Annotated in this window: 19 protein-coding genes; 7 read left to right on the top strand and 12 right to left on the bottom strand. The window is 49.9% G+C overall.

Features of this window, described 5'->3' with window-relative positions; genetic code table 11:
- The first annotated feature begins 30 nt into the window (after positions 1-30).
- From Dvar_RS41925 to Dvar_RS41905, 5 genes are all read left to right on the top strand, one after another.
- Positions 31-1,392, top strand: a complete 1,362-nt coding sequence (locus Dvar_RS41925) for a ferric reductase-like transmembrane domain-containing protein (protein WP_419659419.1) — start codon at positions 31-33, stop codon at positions 1,390-1,392.
- A 56-nt stretch (positions 1,393-1,448) separates the two neighbouring features.
- Complete coding sequence (locus tag Dvar_RS41920; RefSeq protein ID WP_419659418.1) at positions 1,449-2,045, top strand: YceI family protein; 597 nt, start codon at positions 1,449-1,451, stop codon at positions 2,043-2,045.
- Positions 2,046-2,747: 702 nt separating this feature from the next.
- Positions 2,748-3,737, top strand: coding sequence for a LysR substrate-binding domain-containing protein (locus Dvar_RS41915; RefSeq protein WP_419659417.1), 990 nt, complete (start codon positions 2,748-2,750; stop codon positions 3,735-3,737).
- 694 nt (positions 3,738-4,431) lie between these two features.
- A complete protein-coding gene (gene ppcB, locus Dvar_RS41910; protein ID WP_419659416.1) occupies positions 4,432-5,844 on the top strand; it encodes a phenylphosphate carboxylase subunit beta in 1,413 nt (470 codons plus the stop codon).
- Between the two features lie 110 nt (positions 5,845-5,954).
- Positions 5,955-6,458 carry a hypothetical protein gene (locus tag Dvar_RS41905; protein ID WP_419659415.1) on the top strand — a complete coding sequence of 168 codons (504 nt, stop codon included), beginning with the start codon at positions 5,955-5,957 and terminating at the stop codon, positions 6,456-6,458.
- Between the two features lie 15 nt (positions 6,459-6,473).
- On the opposite strand, the gene Dvar_RS41900 is transcribed toward Dvar_RS41905, so the two are convergent.
- From Dvar_RS41900 to Dvar_RS41845, 12 genes are all read right to left on the bottom strand, one after another.
- A complete protein-coding gene (locus Dvar_RS41900) occupies positions 6,474-6,809 on the bottom strand; it encodes a hypothetical protein (protein ID WP_419659414.1) in 336 nt (111 codons plus the stop codon).
- 13 nt (positions 6,810-6,822) lie between these two features.
- The gene (locus Dvar_RS41895; protein ID WP_419659413.1) at positions 6,823-7,257 is read right to left on the bottom strand and encodes a DUF120 domain-containing protein; all 435 of its coding nucleotides are present in this window, start codon (positions 7,255-7,257) and stop codon (positions 6,823-6,825) included.
- Positions 7,244-7,975 carry an HAD family hydrolase gene (locus tag Dvar_RS41890; protein ID WP_419659412.1) on the bottom strand — a complete coding sequence of 244 codons (732 nt, stop codon included), beginning with the start codon at positions 7,973-7,975 and terminating at the stop codon, positions 7,244-7,246. Before Dvar_RS41890 ends, Dvar_RS41895 begins: the two co-directional genes overlap by 14 nt.
- Before the next feature lie 36 nt (positions 7,976-8,011).
- On the bottom strand, positions 8,012-8,521 hold the full coding sequence (locus tag Dvar_RS41885; protein ID WP_419659411.1) for a hypothetical protein: 510 nt from the start codon (positions 8,519-8,521) through the stop codon (positions 8,012-8,014).
- Positions 8,522-8,663: 142 nt separating this feature from the next.
- Positions 8,664-9,701, bottom strand: a complete 1,038-nt coding sequence (fni, locus tag Dvar_RS41880; protein ID WP_419659410.1) for a type 2 isopentenyl-diphosphate Delta-isomerase — start codon at positions 9,699-9,701, stop codon at positions 8,664-8,666.
- Between the two features lie 3 nt (positions 9,702-9,704).
- On the bottom strand, positions 9,705-10,298 hold the full coding sequence (locus Dvar_RS41875; protein WP_419659409.1) for a UbiX family flavin prenyltransferase: 594 nt from the start codon (positions 10,296-10,298) through the stop codon (positions 9,705-9,707).
- Positions 10,295-11,662 (bottom strand): UbiD family decarboxylase, encoded by a 1,368-nt coding sequence (locus tag Dvar_RS41870; protein WP_419659408.1) that lies wholly within the window; start codon positions 11,660-11,662, stop codon positions 10,295-10,297. The genes Dvar_RS41875 and Dvar_RS41870 overlap by 4 nt, the downstream gene beginning before the upstream one ends.
- Before the next feature lie 10 nt (positions 11,663-11,672).
- Positions 11,673-11,927, bottom strand: a complete 255-nt coding sequence (locus tag Dvar_RS41865; RefSeq protein ID WP_419659407.1) for a phenylphosphate carboxylase subunit gamma — start codon at positions 11,925-11,927, stop codon at positions 11,673-11,675.
- Between the two features lie 12 nt (positions 11,928-11,939).
- On the bottom strand, positions 11,940-13,385 hold the full coding sequence (ppcA, locus tag Dvar_RS41860) for a phenylphosphate carboxylase subunit alpha (RefSeq protein WP_419659406.1): 1,446 nt from the start codon (positions 13,383-13,385) through the stop codon (positions 11,940-11,942).
- Positions 13,386-13,440: 55 nt separating this feature from the next.
- Positions 13,441-14,886: a phenylphosphate carboxylase subunit alpha gene (ppcA, locus tag Dvar_RS41855; protein ID WP_419659405.1), complete on the bottom strand. Its 1,446-nt coding sequence runs from the start codon at positions 14,884-14,886 to the stop codon at positions 13,441-13,443.
- A 12-nt stretch (positions 14,887-14,898) separates the two neighbouring features.
- The gene (locus tag Dvar_RS41850; RefSeq protein WP_419659404.1) at positions 14,899-15,447 is read right to left on the bottom strand and encodes a KdsC family phosphatase; all 549 of its coding nucleotides are present in this window, start codon (positions 15,445-15,447) and stop codon (positions 14,899-14,901) included.
- Positions 15,448-15,468: 21 nt separating this feature from the next.
- A complete protein-coding gene (locus Dvar_RS41845) occupies positions 15,469-16,026 on the bottom strand; it encodes a KdsC family phosphatase (RefSeq protein ID WP_419659403.1) in 558 nt (185 codons plus the stop codon).
- 450 nt (positions 16,027-16,476) lie between these two features.
- On the opposite strand from Dvar_RS41845, the gene Dvar_RS41840 reads away from it, so the two are divergent.
- Together Dvar_RS41840 and Dvar_RS41835 are read left to right on the top strand one after the other, a co-directional pair.
- Positions 16,477-17,814, top strand: a complete 1,338-nt coding sequence (locus Dvar_RS41840; RefSeq protein WP_419659402.1) for a phenylacetate--CoA ligase family protein — start codon at positions 16,477-16,479, stop codon at positions 17,812-17,814.
- 13 nt (positions 17,815-17,827) lie between these two features.
- Positions 17,828-18,010, top strand: coding sequence for a hypothetical protein (locus tag Dvar_RS41835; RefSeq protein WP_419659401.1), 183 nt, complete (start codon positions 17,828-17,830; stop codon positions 18,008-18,010).
- Positions 18,011-18,028: the final 18 nt, after the last annotated feature.

Here is an 18,028-nt window from a genome sequence, read left to right as displayed (position 1 = left end):
TTATTGACCACTAGGCAATAAGCAGAAGTGATGAATTCAATATCAGCCAAAATTCTTCCAGCCAATATCCGCGCTACAGTGGCGATCGCAATCATTCTGCTTGCGGTTTTGCTTTTGGCCGCTGCGCTGACGGTTCCATATCTTTTTGAATCCCCATCCATGTGGTACAAATTCGGCATGGACAAGACGAGCCTGCGGGTGGGCAAGATGTTGGGGCTGGCGGCAGGGGTGCTGATTTTGCTGCAGCTTCCCCTGGCCGGGCGGTTCAAGTTTCTTGACCGGGTGTTTTCCATGCCCGGTCTGATCCGGCAGCATCGTATGCATGCCTGGGCGATAGCAGCGTTGGCCCTGGCCCATCCGGCTTTTGTGCTTTACTCCGAGAAAAAATGGTTGATTCCCTGGGAAATTCGCTACTGGCCGGAATGGGTGGGGGGGGGCCTGTTGATCATGATTTTACTTGTGCTGGTCGCCAGCTATTGGCGCAAGCGCATGGGCCTGGCCTTTCATGTGTGGGCGCCATTGCATCGCTTTGGTGGCCTGTTGATCCTGGTACTGTTGATTGCCCATGTACTTTACGTCAGCGAATCGTTTACCGACAACCTTATTCCCCGTCTGGCAGTGATGGTTGCCGCAACGATTTTGGCACTAGCCTGGTTATGGGTCAGAAGCGGTTGGATTCGGGCGAGTCGCCGGCCATACCAGGTGACCCGGGTTGAGACAGGTGCCGCAGATGCCATCACAGTGACGCTATCCCCCCTATCCGACAAACCGTTTGCCTATGTTCCCGGACAGTTTGCCATTGTCCGTTTTAAATCACCGCAACTGTCGTCGGAGCCGCATCCCTTTACCCTTTCATCTTCCCCCAGCCGAGGCGCGGACCTGCAGTTCACCATCCGGGCCTGCGGTGATTGGACCCGAGGGGTGAACCGTCTGCAATCCGGAGACAGGGCCCTGGTGCAGGGGCCCTTTGGCCGGTTCGGGCACCTTTTTCTTTCCCCGGACCGGGAACTGATCATGATTGCCGGCGGCATCGGTATCACCCCCATGCTCAGTATGCTGCGATACATGGCCGACAAGAATGATCCGCGTCGTATTACGCTGATCTGGAGCAACCGTACCCCACAGCACATGGTGTTTGCCGATGAAATGGATATTCTGTCGGCAAAATTGACAGGGCTGCGTCTCATTCCTATGTTTACGCGTAACACGGATAGCAATTCAAACGCCGGCCGAATGGACCGGCGCCGGCTTGAAACCATGATCCGTGATCACAATCGAAAGGCGGCTGTATTTGTATGTGGCCCGCCTTTGATGATGAAACAAATAACGACTGACCTGAAAGCACTCGGCTTTCCCTCGCGCTTCATTCATACCGAGATTTTCGGTTATTGAGCGAGTCTTTGGACAGCTGTAACGCTTTTTATGATGCTGACGAGAGGAGGCATGGTATGAAAACAATCCTGAAACGATCTGCGCTTTTTCTTTTTGTACTGCTGTTTTCCACCCAGGTTTATGCAAAGGCACCGCAGTGGGAAGTGGACCCGGCCCATACGGCCATTTACTTTAGCGTCAATCATATCTACTCTGCGACGCGGGGATATTTCGAAGATTTTAAAGGAACGGTGGTGTTCGCACCCGATGACCTGGCCGGCAGCCGTTTTGATTTTGAAGTGGACGTAAAAAGCATCAACACAGGTAATAGCAAGCGGGACAGTCATCTTAACTCGGGTGATTTTTTCGATTCCGGTAAATATCCCAAGATGACCTTCAAGAGTTCGGCGGTCAAGCACGTCAAGGACAACCAGTATGTAGTCGAGGGCAGGATGACGGTCAAGGACGTGACCCAATCCGTCTCGGTTCCCTTTACCCTGCTTGGGGTTTCCGACCATCCATTTGACAAAAAATCCGAAGTTGCCGGGTTTGAGGCCAAAATGACCATCGATCGCCTGGCCTATCATGTCGGGGGCGGTAAGTTCTATGATATGGGTGTGGTCGGAAAGGATGTGGATGTGCTGATCACCATGGAGGTCACCCGCAAAAAATAGAAAGCTGTTCAACAATGCCTTTCAGCCCCCAGTATCTGCGTCGGATTCGCGTGTTGAATCCCGGTCGTCCACGGAAAGGATTGCCATGTTCCGATAGATGACCCTGTTTTTGCTTTGCTTCAGGTCGGTCTGGTATGGCCCGGCCTGGAGCGCTGCGCCTTATATCACGATGAGATTTTTCTACCTCCCGGTTTCAGTATCTCTCTTCGTGCCGACACTCTTTCCAGGCAGGAAATCGATCCGCTTTGGGCCGGACGGTAAACGATTCATCCATTGGCTGCCATCTCTGCCGATCGGTGACCTTTCACTCAATGTCATCTCGACATCCCTAATTACGATCATTTTTGACCCGCATGTAACTTAGGCAAACCTGTACGCGGTCGGCTGAGTGCGATGCGCTAAAGGAAAGGGATCAGGGTCGTCATGTTTCATTTGAGCCATTATTGGTTTTGATATGGCACCTGGTGAAAGGTGTCGAATCATGCGCCAATGAACAAAATTGTGTTGACAATCAAGGTTACAAAAAATATTGATAAGTGATTATTTAATGAATGACGTTATAAGTGTGATTGATTTGGTAAACTAAGGCTTGGTAATCAGATGGAGAAAATAAATAGAGAATCCATATATACTATATCTCAGTTGGCATAATCGCTGTCGGGAACAAATGAAAACGGCATTCCGGGTGGAGGCGCTAAATCTATGTTAAATCTCAACCATCTCCGTATCTTCTACTGTGTCGCCAAAAATCTTAGTTTTACTAAAGCAGCCAAAGAGCTTTGTGTTTCACAACCGGCCGTTACCGCCCAGATGAAACTTTTTGAAAACTGGTGTGAGCTCAAGTTTTTCAAGAAAAAGGGACGGGGAATTCAATTAACCGATACAGGGCACGTACTTTACATGCGCGTTTGCAAGATCTTTGAGCATGAAAAAGAAATCGAAGGGTTACTTGATGATTTTAAACAATTAAAGCAAGGTGTATTGCGTATTGGCACCACCAAAACCTATGTCCGTTTATTGATGCCCATGCTGGCTGAATCCTTCAGGCGTAAATATCCAATGATCAGAATCTGCCTGAATGAAGGCAGCTCAAAAGAAGTTATTCAATCCCTGCTGGATTTGACAAACGAAATTGCCATTGGGACGAAGGTTTTGGATGATCCTAACATTTCTTTTTCACCATTCTCCAAAGAAGAGTTAATTCCGATTATAAGTCCCTCGCATCCTTTCACCTCCAGAGTATCGGTTACAGTCGACGAATTGGCAAAAGAACCCTTAATTCTAAATGAGCCCGGCTCGGGAACCAGAAAGTACGTGACAGAACTGTTTGAAAGGGAAGGCTGCCCTCCAAATATTTTAATGGAAACAGCCAACTCAGAATTTATAAAAGAACAGGTAATAAAAGGAAGCGGTATATCTTTTTTGGTCCGTGAAGCGGTTCAAGAAGAGCTGGCGCAGCGAAAACTGATGACGGTCGCCATAAAAGGAAAAAAGGTCTACATTGATGCCTGTATCGCTCGCTTAAAGAACGAACCCCTCTCTCCGCCGGCCAAGGCTTTTATCCAAATGTTGGATGAGTTATGCGAGAGAAGTCTGCCCATCAACGGCATCCGGAGTCTTCTCGCGAAAAGAGAAACCAAGGTCAAACCCATCCATACCGATCTGTATGGTTATGTTCATTTCGGAATCTGAGCCGCTCAAAACGATTCGGCGTGATCTCTAAAATGCCTTCCGGGCCGATGGCAGTGTTTGCACCCCCGTATCAAATCCTCAATAATCGGTAGATGCTATCCAGGGGGCCTCGCCTCGGGTTCCCTTTTTTGTGGTTATCGTCAATCCGCATCCAATCTCCCCGCCGAATATCCAGCCGGTGATTCGCATCAAGAGGTTCTGCTTTTGTACGCTGAGAGTTTTATTAGAGAGATCTAAAAAAGGACCTGGAACGGATCCCGATGATGCCTCGGGGTATTTATAATCTTCCATTATGGATTCCATAAGAATTATGATTTTGACAGACCCTCCGATTTATAGAAAGCTTGCTTTAATGGAAGATGAAAACGGGTGCCTCGTCTAATCTAAATACATTCTTACTAAGACTCTGGCAGGGCTATAATCTATTATTATAAAAGCACTTACCATTGCACAAAAGTGCTGCTTTTAGCCCGGGACTTTTCTGTAGGGTCTGATGACCGATCATATCTTTCACTGTGTTTTGCTATTGGCGAAAAATGATTTAAAAATCATTATAGTGATTTCTCTTATTATTAACAATGAATACAAAACAATCGTGATCGCTCGTTGAATACGCTGATAATTGGTTCTTTTCTGTATCTATGGGAGGGGACCGCCTTCACTATAACGCAAGCGCAAGAAGAGGAGGTATCGTATGGATTTAAGGGATTTCATCGCTCTTTGTGAGAATGAAGGAGACTTGAAACGGGTAACGGCAGAGGTGGATTGGGACCTTGAGATGACGCACATCGCAAAGCTGATAGAAGAAAAAGACGGCCGCGCGGTTCTGTTCGAAAACGTGAAAGGCCATAACAGCCCGGTTTTTTTTGGCGCCTACAGTAGTACGAAACGAATGTCGATGTGCTTGGGGAAGCCGGCTGATTTAACCATGTGCGAGTTAAGCAAGGCCTGGATGGAAATGTCCATCGGGGAAGTCATTCGGTCCCAAGACGTGAAGAGCGGCCCGGTATTCGAAAATATTATCGAAGAAGATGACGTCAACATCTTCGATTTTCCTGCACCCCGTTTTTATGAACAGGACGGTGGCCGTTATATCGGGACGGCCTGTTTCATGGTGACCCGCGACCCGGATACGGATGAAATCAACCTGGGAACATACCGAAGCCAGGTTTTGGATGAAAAGACCGTCGGCGCGCAAATCCTGAAGGGAAAACGCGGAGACAGAATTCTGCAGAAGTATCGTAAGGCGGGGAAGAAAATGCCCATTTGCCTGGTCGTCGGCTGTGATCCCCTGCTGATGCTCGCCGGCAGTGCGATGGTCGAAAATGCCAGTGAGTATGATGTTGTCGGCACATTGCGGGGTGAACCGGTGGAAACGGTAACCGCCGAACTCACCGGACTTCCGATCCCGGCTTCGGCTGAATTGGTTTTAGAAGGGTATATTGACGGTGATAATCTTAGGGCCGAAGGACCCTTTGGCGAGTACACGGGGTATTACACGGACGAGCTTTACAAAACGATCGAAAAGCCGGCCATCGATGTAAAACGCATTTACCATCGCAACAATCCAATCATGATGTGCGCGTCGGTGGGGCGGCCAGTTAACGACAATCACATGATGCTGGCCTTCGTGCGCAACGCCACATTGTGGACAGAGTTGACCCGTATGGGTATCCGTGGGGTGAAATCGGTTTACATGCCGCCTGAGGCCTGTGGCCGTTTCTGGGCCATCGTGTCAGTCAAGCAGATGTATCCCGGGCACTCCAACCAGGTTGCGGCGGCAGTGATCGCCAGCAATACCTGCACATACGGACTCAAAGGGTTGATTATTGTCGATGATGACATCGATGCCGATGATCTGCCGCGGGTATGGTGGGCACTGGCAACACGATACCATCCCGAAAAAGGAACGCAGATCATCAAACGCGGACGCTCAACGCCTCTGGATCCGGCCCTTAGCGAAGACGAGAATAAATTTATCACCTCCAGGATTGTCATGGATGCCACGTTCCCCTTTGAGTGGGAGCGTAAACCACCCATCGTACATATGAATGAAGAGGTGCTGCAGCGCCTTAAATCCCGGTGGAGTGAGATGGGGCTTGACTAGTAAATAAAATTACGGTTAGTTAAATATATCCCACCGCAAGGATGATTCCTTGCGGTGGGACGGCATCGAAACTCAGATTTTATTTGGTATAAGTACTCACTGCAGCGCATTTGAGAAAAGTGATGAACGCAACACCACCTGTCGAAAAAGAATACAAAGAACAGGCCCTCAGTCTTATCGAAGAGCTCAGCACGCTGACACTGGCGACATCGGATGCCGAGAGCGTGTGGGCAGCACCCGTGTACTTTGTCTTTTACAAAAATGCCTTTTTCTTTTTCTCAGATCCGGAATCATTGCATATCACCCAGTCACAGGCCGATCGGCCGGTCGCTGCCGCTATTCACGCATCTTCGAATACATGGCAAGGGATTCGAGGGCTTCAGATGGCAGGACGCATCAAATCGGTGCGCCCGGGCATCACCGCCGTTCAAGCTCTCCGCGCTTATATCAAAAAATTTCCATTTACCCGTGATTTTTTTGAAGACGGTCAGTCCCTTGATCTCGTCGGTTTCAGCAAACGGTTTCGGGTAAAACTGTATTGCTTTGCTCCGCAACGGGCATATTATCTGGATAATTCAATTCGTTTTGGATTTCGTACTGAAATTCAATTTTAAAGTGCAATGCTGTTATCAGTTGGCAAAGCGCTGCTTTTTGGATTCTTTTTCCACATCGAAATCGTGGGCCGATATGGGAAGATCGCCTTTGATCATGGATTTAAGCGTTCTTACATGATCATGATCAGCCCCAATGCAGGCAATCAGTGATTGGACCGCTCTGCCCAGCGTTCTGTTGAGGGAACCTTGAAAGTGGCTACGCACATCTTTAGGCAGATGAGAATATTGCTTTTTCAGATTGCCGATCCAGTTGTCAAAATGCGCAGATTCCAGTTGGCCTTTTTCGAATACGTATCCTTCGAGTGCACCGGCTGATGCGGCAAATTCGTATACCTCTTCGTGAATATTCATTTTACGCTCCTGTTTACCGTTGTGATTTCCCCGGCATGGTCGTCAGCTCGACCTGATCACCATCTCTGAGACCTAATGACTGCTTGAAACTGCAAGCAGAAATAATTTCTAAAATACAGTGATCGTGGACACGGACATCTTCCGATGGCAGAACAATCGCAGCTGAGATTCCATCAACCTCGATTTTTTTTACTGGTGCTGAGCAAAAAGATGTATCATTGGGCACAAAGGCCGCATCTGTTTTCTCTAAAAATTGGTTCAACCTGGGCAGATCTTCATCGCAAACCCTGACATTGAGCGTCCCCGGAAAAGGGGTATAGCCCAATTTGTCTTTGCATTGCCGGACCACCCAATCGACTGAAGTAAAAAAGCACCCCTTGCCAACTCCGCTTTGAACAATGCCGGATATGGACCGGATCGGTTTATCGGTCGCTTTATTCTGGTTCATGCGTATTTTCTCCACGCTTTTTTGGATTTTCAGTTTGAGGGGCCAGATGACGCCAAATGTCGTTAACACTTTCAACAACCAGTGTCGGTTGCTCCTTGTGGAAGGTCTGCCTGTCAGCCAGTCCGCTAAGCACGCCAATGGTCTGCATGCCAGCCGATTTGCCAGCAAGAATATCAACGTCGGAATCTCCCACATATACACATTTTTGAGGGGCAACCGAAAGGCGCCTGGCACACTCGAGCAAGGGGTCCGGCGCCGGTTTGCGTTGCGGTGCATCCTCGATGGCAATAATTACTTCCACAGCCTTTCGTATCCCTTCATTGGTAAGGGGCTGCATTTTGCGTTCGATAAATTGTCGCTCGGTCGTACTGACAATGCCAATCGATATGCCCTGTTGTTTTAGCATTTCAAAAAGCGCTTTAACGCCCGGAAAAAGGCGAACTTTGTTGCGAAACATATCCCGGGAAAGTCGCCTGCCGACCTCGAAACATTGTTGGATGACAGTATCTCGGTCCAGATCGTTTTGTTCGGGGATCATTTGCTCAAATACGACGGGGCCGCGGCCGATGAACGCTTTTTTTAGCGGTATCTCCGGTTGAGGCAGCCCCAGCGTATCAAAAATCGATTGCAGCAAATCAAAATAGGCGGGGATGGAGTCGATTAGCGTGCCATCCAGATCAAACATCATCGCCTCGATATTTGTTACCACTTTAACCATAAATTCAAAAGAACCTTTCCAAAAGGCGTTTTTATGTCAAAGCGCACTTTGATACAGGACCTTTTTGAGATAGGCGATATGTTTTTCAATTCGTTGTGGATAAAGAATCGGTGACGTTGGCTGCCACTTCCGCCAGTCACCGAACAATGGTGCATAGAGAACTTCACAGGCGCGAGAGATGACCGGCTTTGTATTGATCTTCATGTCAGACAGGCACAAGCCGACGATCTGTCGAATCCGTTCTCTTTGCTCTTCATCCTGGGTATGAAAAACTACTACCCGGGTATTGGCAGCCGGCCGCCCATTGCCAAGCTTGCCGATCAAACAGCCGTCAAAAGGGTGTGCTGAAACTTTCTCCAGCAATTCAAAGCATGTGTCCAGGCTGTCCAGAACGGTCGTTATCTTCCAACAGTGGTAGGCGTTGCCCAGGTCAACGGTCGTACTGCCCGTTTTTAACTGCTCAAAAAGATTAGTAATGCAGGGCAGACATCTACCATAGATGTTCGCCCTGGTTTTTTTCAGTTGGGGATGATTTTCGAAACTCACCCAGAACACACCATTTGTAGTGCTGGGAACCTGCTTGATATAAATGGGACAGTTTGTATTGTATTTACTCATCAAAATACTATTTACTGGCAACATAACCGCTTGTCAAAGCGATTAAAATTATGGGACCTATAATTTTGTGTTATATTACTATAGGTGTTGCAGCCAGCTGCTGAATATTCGCTGCTCCAACTAACAGCATTGCCATCCTGAACTCTTCTTCTATAAATTTGATTTTATCGATGACCGCTTGATGAGATGTAAGGGCCGGCTGCAGCAGCGGCAAGGCGAAGCCAGCCAGGGATGCGCCCATGGCAATGGCTTTTGCGCAGTCGAGACCTGTGCGAATTCCACCTGAGGCAATCAGTGGAATGTCCACCGCATCTTTGCACTGTTTTAGCGATTCGGCTGTCGGAATACCCCATTCGAAGAACGCTTTTGCCAAAGGCGCCCCACGATAGTATTCGACTCTGGTGAAAGCAGTTCCACCGGCCCCGGCTACATCCAGGGCCTTTATGCCAGCAGGGGCTAACAAACGGGCGATCTTGCCGGCGATACCGCATCCGGTTTCTTTCACAATGACCGGGGCGTCAAGGATTTTGCAGAGTCTTTTGATTTGAATGACGATGTTCCGCCAATCCTTGTCGCCTTCAGGCTGGCATAACTCCTGGGCCGCGTTGAGATGGACAACCAGACCGTCAGCCTCAATCTGGCGGATGAGGGCATGAACGGCATCGGGAGATAAGCCGGTCAGCTGGGTCGCGCCAATATTTCCGAAGAGTAATATGGAGGGCGCGACGCGTCTTACCTGGTACGTTTGAATCAATTCCGGGTGATTGAGCATCGCGCGTTGTGATCCAACACCCATTGCGATGCCAAGTGTTTCGGCCGCCCGGGCAAGGTTGCGATTAATCCTTCCGGTACCCGGGCAGCCACCGGTCATGGCCTCGATGAGAAACGGCAGTCTAAGCGCTTTCCCCAAAAATGTGGTCGATGTGTCAATGTCATCAATTCCAAGTTCCGGCAGCGCCCGATGCTCGAACTCATAATGCTCAAAACCATTTGTTTTTTTAAAGGAAACATTTTTTTCGATGCAGATCTTCAGATGCTCCCGTTTGCGTTGCCCCACGGATCCCATTTTTTGAAGGACCGTGTTTAATCTTGCAGGATTATGATTCATTGGTTAGGCCTGCAGCATCTTTATGGCGCGATTTAACTTTGTGCTTCCCCAGCGTTGGAACATCCGATTCTCGATGTGGAACATATCCAACACCTTGCCCACCAGGTGATTGATGATGTCGTCAAGCGTTTGTGGTAGGCAGTAAAACGCAGGAACCGGTGGAAGAATGGTTGCACCAAGATCGGATAGCTGCATCATCAGATTCAGATGCCCTTTGTGAAACGGCGTTTCCCTGGCCACCACAACCAGCTTGCGTCGTTCCTTCAAATTGACATCCGCTGCCCGAACCAGAAGATTATCATTGTAGGAGTGAGCAATACCGGAAAGTGTTTTCATGGCACAGGGAATGACCACCATGCCCTCAACCAGAAAGGAGCCGCTGGAGATGTTGGCGCCAATGTCCCGGATGTCATAACAGGTATGCGCGAGGGCCAGGACATCATCGACCGACCAGGTGGTTTCCATGGTGATGGTTCTACGCGCGGCATCGGATATAACCAGGTGGGCTTCAATATCCGTGTCGGCCAGGGCTTCCAGCAGACGAATGCCGTAAATTGCCCCAGTAGCACCTGACATCCCAATGACTAATCTCTTCATTTGACCCCCTTTGTGGTTGCTATTTCAATGTTCATGGCCGATTTCCTTGCGTCCTTTGGGAAATCAATTTTCTCGAATCCGTCCCGATGCGGATGGGTGGCGTCCATACCGATTTTGGTGGTCGTATAATCCTGGTTGGCAGATGGATCGAGAACCTGGCCACCAAGTCCAGGTATCACGATCAGGTCCTTGTCTGCCTGGAAGCGCGTCGCCAGCGCCCATTCCACGGCCAACGGATCCCGGATGTCGACGTCGCCATTGACAATTACGGCCTTTTTGATCGCCTGCATCGACAGGGCCATCGTAAGCGCCTGCCTGGCTTCCCCTTGCTTATCGCTGTCCATGGCCATTACCAGGTGAGAGCCAAAGGTACCGGGCGTAAAATGAAGATCAAGGATGGACGGAAAGAACGTCTTCATTTTGGGGATGACATTGAGTCCGTGAATAAACGTGAGAATCTGATCGACCTCATTTCCCTGGGGAAGGAGTGCCTGGAAATGCGGTCGATCGCGCACGGTAACAGCGGTAATGGTAATACTCGGGCTTGAGAAGGCCAGGTAATACCCGCTGACTTCTCCGAGAACCCCTTTTTCCTCGGTCACCCGTGGATCGATCACCCCTTCGATGACGACCTCGGCCTGTGCCGGTATTTCAAGGTCCACCGTATGCGCATGCATCAGGTGGATGGGGGTTCCGATCAACCCGCCGGCTGCACATAATTTGTCCATGTTCGGCGGGCATTTGAAAACTGAGGAGAGAAGAATGGCGGGGTCAACACCGATGGCGATGGCAATTTCCATTGGTGACCCCGCTTTCTTATGGGCCTCATAGACTCCTGCCAATGGCGGATTGACAAGGGATATTCCCAGTTCTTTCGCTCCCCGTATCTCTACCCGGTGAAGGCCCCGGCGCAGACCACCATCCTGGGGGTCTCGCGCCGAGGCCACGCCACAGGTAATAAACGGCGCAGAATCGCGGCGATAATGGGTTAATGCCGGTAAATGATCACGAATATCAAAGCCATTGTCTGCCGTAATGACCCTTCGCTGCGTATTCCCGTCGACAAGAACCGGGTCGATCAACTGGTCATGGTTGGGTGGCAACTGACCCTTGCGAAGCATTTCTTCGGTCATACACAGGGCATAAGCCAGACGTCGTGGTGCTGCCAGCAGATTGCCGATAATCGGCATGCTGTGTCCGTTGACACGTTCGAAAAAAATGGCCGGTCCCGCCTGACGGTCCAGGCGGGTTAAAATGGCCGCCGCTTCGAACTGAGGATCGACGGGTTCACTAATCCGCCTGACATCGCCTATTTTTTCAAGCTCTTCCACAAACTCCTGAAGTCCGCCAATAGCCCGTGTCATACCATCTCCTCTATTGAAATTTGTTAATTTCCTTGATCAGTTCAATGGACCAGCGATCTTCAAGCAACTGCCCCCGACCGAGTCGGACCTGAAGACGATCCGTATAAGTGGATTCCGATTTGGATATCTTGGCAATGGCATAAAAAGATCGGTATTTGTATCGGCGGTCATCGGGCGTGAGTTCGCGGACAACCAACTCCATCTCCTGGTCCTCGGGAATCGTTGCCGGATCATCCAAAATAAACGTGTCATATTCTCTGGCCATAGTACTACCTCCTTATTTGTCGTATCCGTAGTTTTCCCAGTTATTGAGAACCTTTTCTTGTATTTCCTTCGGGTAGTTGGTGGCAAAGGCGACTTTGAGGGGCAGGTCCGATGTCGGCCAATCCAGCGGGAAAAGGCAGTCGAACAGGACCTTGGCGCCAACACTCATTTTGCGTTCCTCGGGAGAGGCATAGGGGTTCAGGGGGGTTCCCACATCATTTTCATATTTGTGAATGCCACGAATCGGATGACATTTCGTGGACAGGGCATGAATAACTTCATCCTTGCTGTAAATGTCCGTTTTATCATCCACAACGACGAGCATATGAAACCAGGGACCCAGTTTGCTGCCGAAAGCCAGGTTGGCGATCTGGCGGGCAATACCGGTATAGGCCGGCTTGACACCCACTACCACCAAATGGTGGGTCGATTCCGGCAACATGAACACACCTGTGATCGGTATGCCCTGGCTTTCGAGCAGTTTGCGCATCTCCAGCCCAAGGGAAAAAGAACGCAAAAGCTGGTTCTCATCTGTTGGTATGCCCGGATTGCTCACCATGATAATGGGATTGTTGCGATGCGTGATCGCCTTGATCCGGTAAACGGTTCGGCCATCCCGCGGGGAGGTGCGATACCCCGTGTATTCGCCAAATGGGGCCTCAAGAATGCTGACGTTGGGAATAATCTCGCCTTCAATGATAATTTCAGCGTGGGCCGGAACTTCCAGGTCGCAGGTTTCGCACTTGACCAGTTCCACCGGCTCTCCGCGCAGCATCCCGGCAAGCTGATCCTCGGGAATTGGTGACGGCGCGCATGAGGCAATGCTTGACAGCGGATCGGCGGCAAGAACGACGGCAAAGGGCATGGGTTCGTTGCGGGGCACATGTTTGCCGTGAAACATCTTGCCCATATCGGAAAACGGTAATACCGGGCCAACCATGGTCTTCTCATCAAAAACCATAATGCGGTACATACCCCAGTTGATTTCCCGCGTATCCGGGTCTTTGGCGACTACGAAATGCCAGGTTGCCAGGTAACGGCCACCGTCACCTTCATGGACCATCGGTCCGGGCAGGTGGAACAGATTGGCATCGTCTCCCACCAGGATGTTCTGCTTGCAGGGGGCATCCTTGGCATCGACCATTACCGGATCGATCGGCGTCTCTTTGGTCCGCCGTACATACTCATCGGCGATTTCCGGAATTGAGGAATCCGGGCTCATGCCCATGGCTACGGCCAGCCGCCGATAGGTGGACAAGGGACCGCCGAAAGCCTCGAATCCCGGATAATCAGTAATTTTTTTAAAATGAGGGGCAGGCAGTTGATTCTCGCAGACCCTTCTGACAATCGCACCCAACTCAAGATCCCAATCGACTTCCTGGTCGACGGTGATCAGATCTTTACTTTCCTTTAACCGAGCGATGAACTCCCGGTTGTCCTTGGGACTGTTGTAGCTCATGAAAAACTCCTGTTAAAATGATTGGTTTCTTCAAGTCGTCCGTTTTTTTCTTTTTTTATTTTGCATATCCATAGTTTTCCCAGTTGCTCAGCACTTTTTCCTTGATCTGTGGTGGGTAGTTGGTACTGAAAGCGACTTTGAGCGGCAGGTCTGAGGCGGGCCAGTCCAGTGGGAATAGGCAGTCGAACAACACCTTAGCGCCTTGACTCATCTTTCGTTCTGCTGGTGATGCATAAGGATTGAGCGGTGTTCCGACCTGATTTTCATAAATATGAATTCCTCTGGTTGGATGGCATTTTGTGGATAATGCATGGATCAGTTCATCTTTGCTATAGATGTCGGTCTTTTCATCAACGACGACGACCATGTGAAACCAGGGACTCAATTTGCTTCCAAAGATCAGGTTGGCGATCTGTGAGGCAATACCGGTGTAAGCCGGTTTCACGCCAACCACCACAAGATGGTGGGTTGATTCGGGCAGCATGTAGACCCCGGTAATCGGGATACCCTGGCTTTCAAGCAGCTTGTGCATTTCCAACCCGAGCGAGAATGAGCGCAACAGCTGGCCTTCGTCGGTTGGTATGCCCATATTGGATACCATCATAATCGGGTCGTCGCGGTAGGTAATGGTTTTAACCCGATAAACTGTTCGTGGCTCTCGCGGTGATGTGCGATAGCCGGTGTATTCCCCAAAGGGGGCTTCTTCAATCATGATGTTGGGAATGACTTCTCCTTCGATGATGATTTCCGAATGCGCAGGGACATACAGATCACAGGTCTCACATTTAACCAGCTCTACCGGTTCACCGCGCAACATGCCGGCGAGTTGATCCTCGGGAATCGGCGATGGGGCGCAGGCGGCCAGGCTCGAGATTGGATCGGCGGACAGTACCGCAGCAAATGGCATGGGTTCATTCTTGGGGACATATTTGCCATAAAACATTTTGCCCATATCCGAAAACGGAAGTACCGGGCCCACCATGGTTTTTTCGTCAAACACCATCATGCGATACATACCCCAGTTGACGGCCTGGGTGTCCGGGTCCTTTGACACGACAAAATGCCATGTGGCCAGATAGCGTCCGCCATCACCATCATGAACCATGGGGCCGGGCAGGTGCAGAAGATTGGCGTTGTCGCCGGTCAAGATGTTGGCTTTGCAGGGCGCCTGGCTGGCATCAATGATTACCGGGTCAATCGGCGCTTCTTGGGTCCGCTGGACATAAGCATTTGCAATTTCAGGAATTGGTGTGGCCGCATCCAGTCCCATGGCGATGGCCAGTCTCCGATACGTTGCCATCGGCGCACCAAAAGCCTCAAATCCGGGGTAATCGGTAATCTTTTTGAAGTAAGGGGCCGCCAACTGGTTTTCACAAACTCTTCTTACGATTGCTCCCATTTCAAGGTCCCAGTCGACTTCCTGGTTGACTGTGACCAAGTCTCCGGACTCCTTTAGCTGTTGGATAAACGCTCGATTGTCTTTTGGACTGTTGTAGGACATGTTTCTTCCTTTCTAAGACAGGCCGGATTTTGACAGGTTTTCGATCACCGTTTCCCACTTACCTTGGGCTTTGAGGATAAACTCGGCCAGTTCTCGGACCACTCCCTGGCCACCATCCGATTTTGTTATCAGGGATGCCACTTCTTTGGCCTCCACGGCGCCATTGGCCGGTGCTACCGGAAATCCGACCCGCCGCATCACCCCCAGATCGATCATTTCATCGCCGACGTAACAGAAATCTTCGTCCGAAAACCCGGATTCCTGTTCGAACTCGTCCAGTTTGCCGATTTTGGCGCTGGTTCCCCACCGTTTGTCCGGCGGGACATCATAAATCTCGCCGACCACATCCATGGCTCGAGAGACTTTGCTGGTTAAAAATGAGACACCGATCCCACCCTCTACCAGGGCTTTGCATCCGATGCGATCAACCAGTGAGAAACATTCGGATTTGGTGCCGTCGTTGGTATAGTACAAAGTGTTGTCAGTCAGAATGCCGTGGATATCCAGGATAACGAATTTGACTTGTTTTGCCTGCTCGATCGCCTTTTCCGTCACAGTCATGCTTATTCCCCCTTGACTCGCTTATTTGTATCCCATTTTGGTAACCTTCTCGACCCAGCCATCCCACTTGCCCATCGATCTTAAAATAAATTCACATGATTCCCGGATCGGCCCTCTGCCGCCCGGGGCGCTGGTGATATAGTCCGCCGCTTCTTTTACTTCATCGATGGCATCCGCCGTTGCAATGGCAAAGCCGGCTTTACTCATAGGCAACAGGTCGGTTATTTCGCTACCGACATAGGCAATCTCATCTTCTTCAAGGCTCAATTCGCTTATCAACTCTTCCATTTTTGCGACCTTATCGTCGACTTTGTAGTAGTATTTGTCGAGTTTGAGCTCCTTGGCGCGATAGTAGCCTTCTTCATCCACGGAAGTCGCGTCCAGGAAGGCGATACGGATACCATTGGCCATGAGGGAGAGATCTCCGAATCCATCCATGTGCCAGAATCCATAGCGACGATTACCTTCGACGTCACAATAAAATGTGTTGGGGGTCAGCACGCCGTGAATGTCATGGGCGAACAGTTTTACCTTTTCTGCTTTTTTTTGGGCTTCTGCCAAGTCCTTTTGGGCTTCCATTGCAACCTCCTTCTTGTGTGCCGTTATAGGGTGGTATGTAAAACATCTGACACATTTAGATCATTGCCGACAGCATGTGGTTTCAGACTTTTCCAACTTCTCACCGATGGCCGGAAAAGCCGGATGGATGTTTCCAGGGCGGGGAGAGATACTCCCGCAAAAAGCGGTTTTCATCGAACGATAAGCGATTTTCGATGATTGGCGAAATGTTACTGGTGTTGTACATGATAATGGAAAATTCACCTGGAAACTGTCAATTTCAATAATGTTATGAAAACCATAAGAAAATCTTATCAGTGATTCGTATCAGTGGTTTTCTCGATCGATCGATAACTTGCGCTTATGAATTGGATAAGATTTATGATTTTGACATTTGGCGCAATCTCTATATTGTCTTAAGTCATACCTGCCGATAGCATACTGATAAAAAAACAATTAAGGAGGAAACGCATGGACCCTTCCAGCTACTGGAATCCCTTGTTGGAAACCCTGCCTCGTGAAAAACTGCAAGATTTGCAGTTGAAGAAATTCCAGCGTATTTTCAAGTGGGCCTATGAAAACTCAACCTTTTATCGTCAACTTTACAGCGATGCCGGTATTGAACCGGGGGATATCAAGACATTTGATGATATCCACAAGGTACCGAAAATTGAGAAATCCATGATGCGCAATGTTCAGGGACCCGGTAAGGATAATTATCCGTACGGCGATATTCTATGCGTGTCCAAGGATGCAGTCTGTTCCTATCGTCAGACCAGCGGCACTACCGGCCAGCCGGTCTATCAGGCCGACACCTGGCAGGACTGGGAGTGGGGCATCGAATGCTATAGCCATGCCCTGTGGGCACAAACCTACCGCCCCACCGATCGCATGCTGCTGCCTTTTGGATATAATATTTTCGTGGCATTCTGGGCCGCACACTATGCGGCCGAGAAGATTGGGCTGGAAGTCATTCCCGGGGGGGTGCTCAATACGGAAGCACGGATCCTGAAAATGCAGGAACTGGAAAGCAACGCCATGGCCGCTACGGTCAGCTACGTATTGAACATGGGGCGTGTGGCAAGGGACAAAATGGGCATCGATCCGGCCCAGGACCTGAAGGTCGAAAAAATTACGGTTGCCGGTGAACCGGGAGGCAGCATTCCCGCCACCCGCAAGCGTATGGAAGAACTATGGGGTGCCAAGGTCTACGATCAATGCGGCAGTACGGAGATCGGTCACTGGGGGTGGGAATGCCATCATCAGGCCGGTCTGCATGTCAACGAGGCTTTTTTTCTTTTTGAGATAGAAGACCTGGAGACCGGTGAGATTATCACCGAGCCGGGAAAGAAAGGGCGGCTGGTGGCCACCTCCCTGGACCGAATGGCCCAGCCGTGTATTCGTTTCGATGCCAAAGACATCATTCAGTGGAATGACGAGCCGTGTGAATGTGGACGCACCTTCCGGCGCTTGGACGGCGGCATAATCGGCCGCTGTGACGATATCACCAAGGTCAAGGGCGTCCTGTGGGCGCCGTCTGCCGTAGAGGAAGTGGTGCGGGGATTTGATCAACTCAGTGACGAGTATCAGATTATCCTTTCTAAAAAGGGGGATGCGGATCAGATCCATTTAAAGGTCGAATTGATGCCCGAATACGAAAGCCAGGAAGACGCAATCGGAAAGGCGCTTTTGGCCAAACTGCGCTTGCAGACCAATTTAAATTATATCCTGGAATTTCAGCAATACGGCGACCTACCGCGTTTTGAAGGCAAAGGCAAACGGTTTCAGGATTTACGACATCAACACTAAAAATGGTGATATCATGCAAAATAACTACGACTACAAGGAAATGGCCCGAGAAATCCAGACGATCAAGGAGCATGTCGAATCGCTTAAGGAGATATCCGGCGGTATTGTCGCCATTGATTGCAATGTCAATCGGATAAACGCAAGTTTAAGGGTGCTGGAACTGGATGTGTGCGATATCGCGGATCTTCTGCCTTAAAGGACCTATATAAACCCC

Source organism: Desulfosarcina variabilis str. Montpellier (genome assembly GCF_048565275.1).
Taxonomy (GTDB): Bacteria; Desulfobacterota; Desulfobacteria; order Desulfobacterales; family Desulfosarcinaceae; genus Desulfosarcina; species Desulfosarcina variabilis.
Note: the sequence above shows the minus strand (reverse complement) of the source record. Positions and strands in the feature narration are given on the sequence as shown.

Excerpts from the sequence above, each read along its gene's own strand:
- Dvar_RS41925 (WP_419659419.1), top strand. The coding sequence starts at position 31 with ATGAATTCAATATCAGCCAAAATTCTTCCAGCCAATATCCGCGCTACA.
- Dvar_RS41920 (WP_419659418.1), top strand. The coding sequence starts at position 1,449 with ATGAAAACAATCCTGAAACGATCTGCGCTTTTTCTTTTTGTACTGCTG.
- Dvar_RS41915 (WP_419659417.1), top strand. The coding sequence starts at position 2,748 with ATGTTAAATCTCAACCATCTCCGTATCTTCTACTGTGTCGCCAAAAAT.
- ppcB (WP_419659416.1), top strand. The coding sequence starts at position 4,432 with ATGGATTTAAGGGATTTCATCGCTCTTTGTGAGAATGAAGGAGACTTG.
- Dvar_RS41900 (WP_419659414.1), bottom strand. The coding sequence starts at position 6,809 with ATGAATATTCACGAAGAGGTATACGAATTTGCCGCATCAGCCGGTGCA.
- Dvar_RS41895 (WP_419659413.1), bottom strand. The coding sequence starts at position 7,257 with ATGAACCAGAATAAAGCGACCGATAAACCGATCCGGTCCATATCCGGC.
- Dvar_RS41890 (WP_419659412.1), bottom strand. The coding sequence starts at position 7,975 with ATGGTTAAAGTGGTAACAAATATCGAGGCGATGATGTTTGATCTGGAT.
- fni (WP_419659410.1), bottom strand. The coding sequence starts at position 9,701 with ATGAATCATAATCCTGCAAGATTAAACACGGTCCTTCAAAAAATGGGA.
- Dvar_RS41875 (WP_419659409.1), bottom strand. The coding sequence starts at position 10,298 with ATGAAGAGATTAGTCATTGGGATGTCAGGTGCTACTGGGGCAATTTAC.
- Dvar_RS41870 (WP_419659408.1), bottom strand. The coding sequence starts at position 11,662 with ATGACACGGGCTATTGGCGGACTTCAGGAGTTTGTGGAAGAGCTTGAA.
- Dvar_RS41865 (WP_419659407.1), bottom strand. The coding sequence starts at position 11,927 with ATGGCCAGAGAATATGACACGTTTATTTTGGATGATCCGGCAACGATT.
- ppcA (WP_419659406.1), bottom strand. The coding sequence starts at position 13,385 with ATGAGCTACAACAGTCCCAAGGACAACCGGGAGTTCATCGCTCGGTTA.
- ppcA (WP_419659405.1), bottom strand. The coding sequence starts at position 14,886 with ATGTCCTACAACAGTCCAAAAGACAATCGAGCGTTTATCCAACAGCTA.
- Dvar_RS41850 (WP_419659404.1), bottom strand. The coding sequence starts at position 15,447 with ATGACTGTGACGGAAAAGGCGATCGAGCAGGCAAAACAAGTCAAATTC.
- Dvar_RS41845 (WP_419659403.1), bottom strand. The coding sequence starts at position 16,026 with ATGGAAGCCCAAAAGGACTTGGCAGAAGCCCAAAAAAAAGCAGAAAAG.
- Dvar_RS41840 (WP_419659402.1), top strand. The coding sequence starts at position 16,477 with ATGGACCCTTCCAGCTACTGGAATCCCTTGTTGGAAACCCTGCCTCGT.
- Dvar_RS41835 (WP_419659401.1), top strand. The coding sequence starts at position 17,828 with ATGCAAAATAACTACGACTACAAGGAAATGGCCCGAGAAATCCAGACG.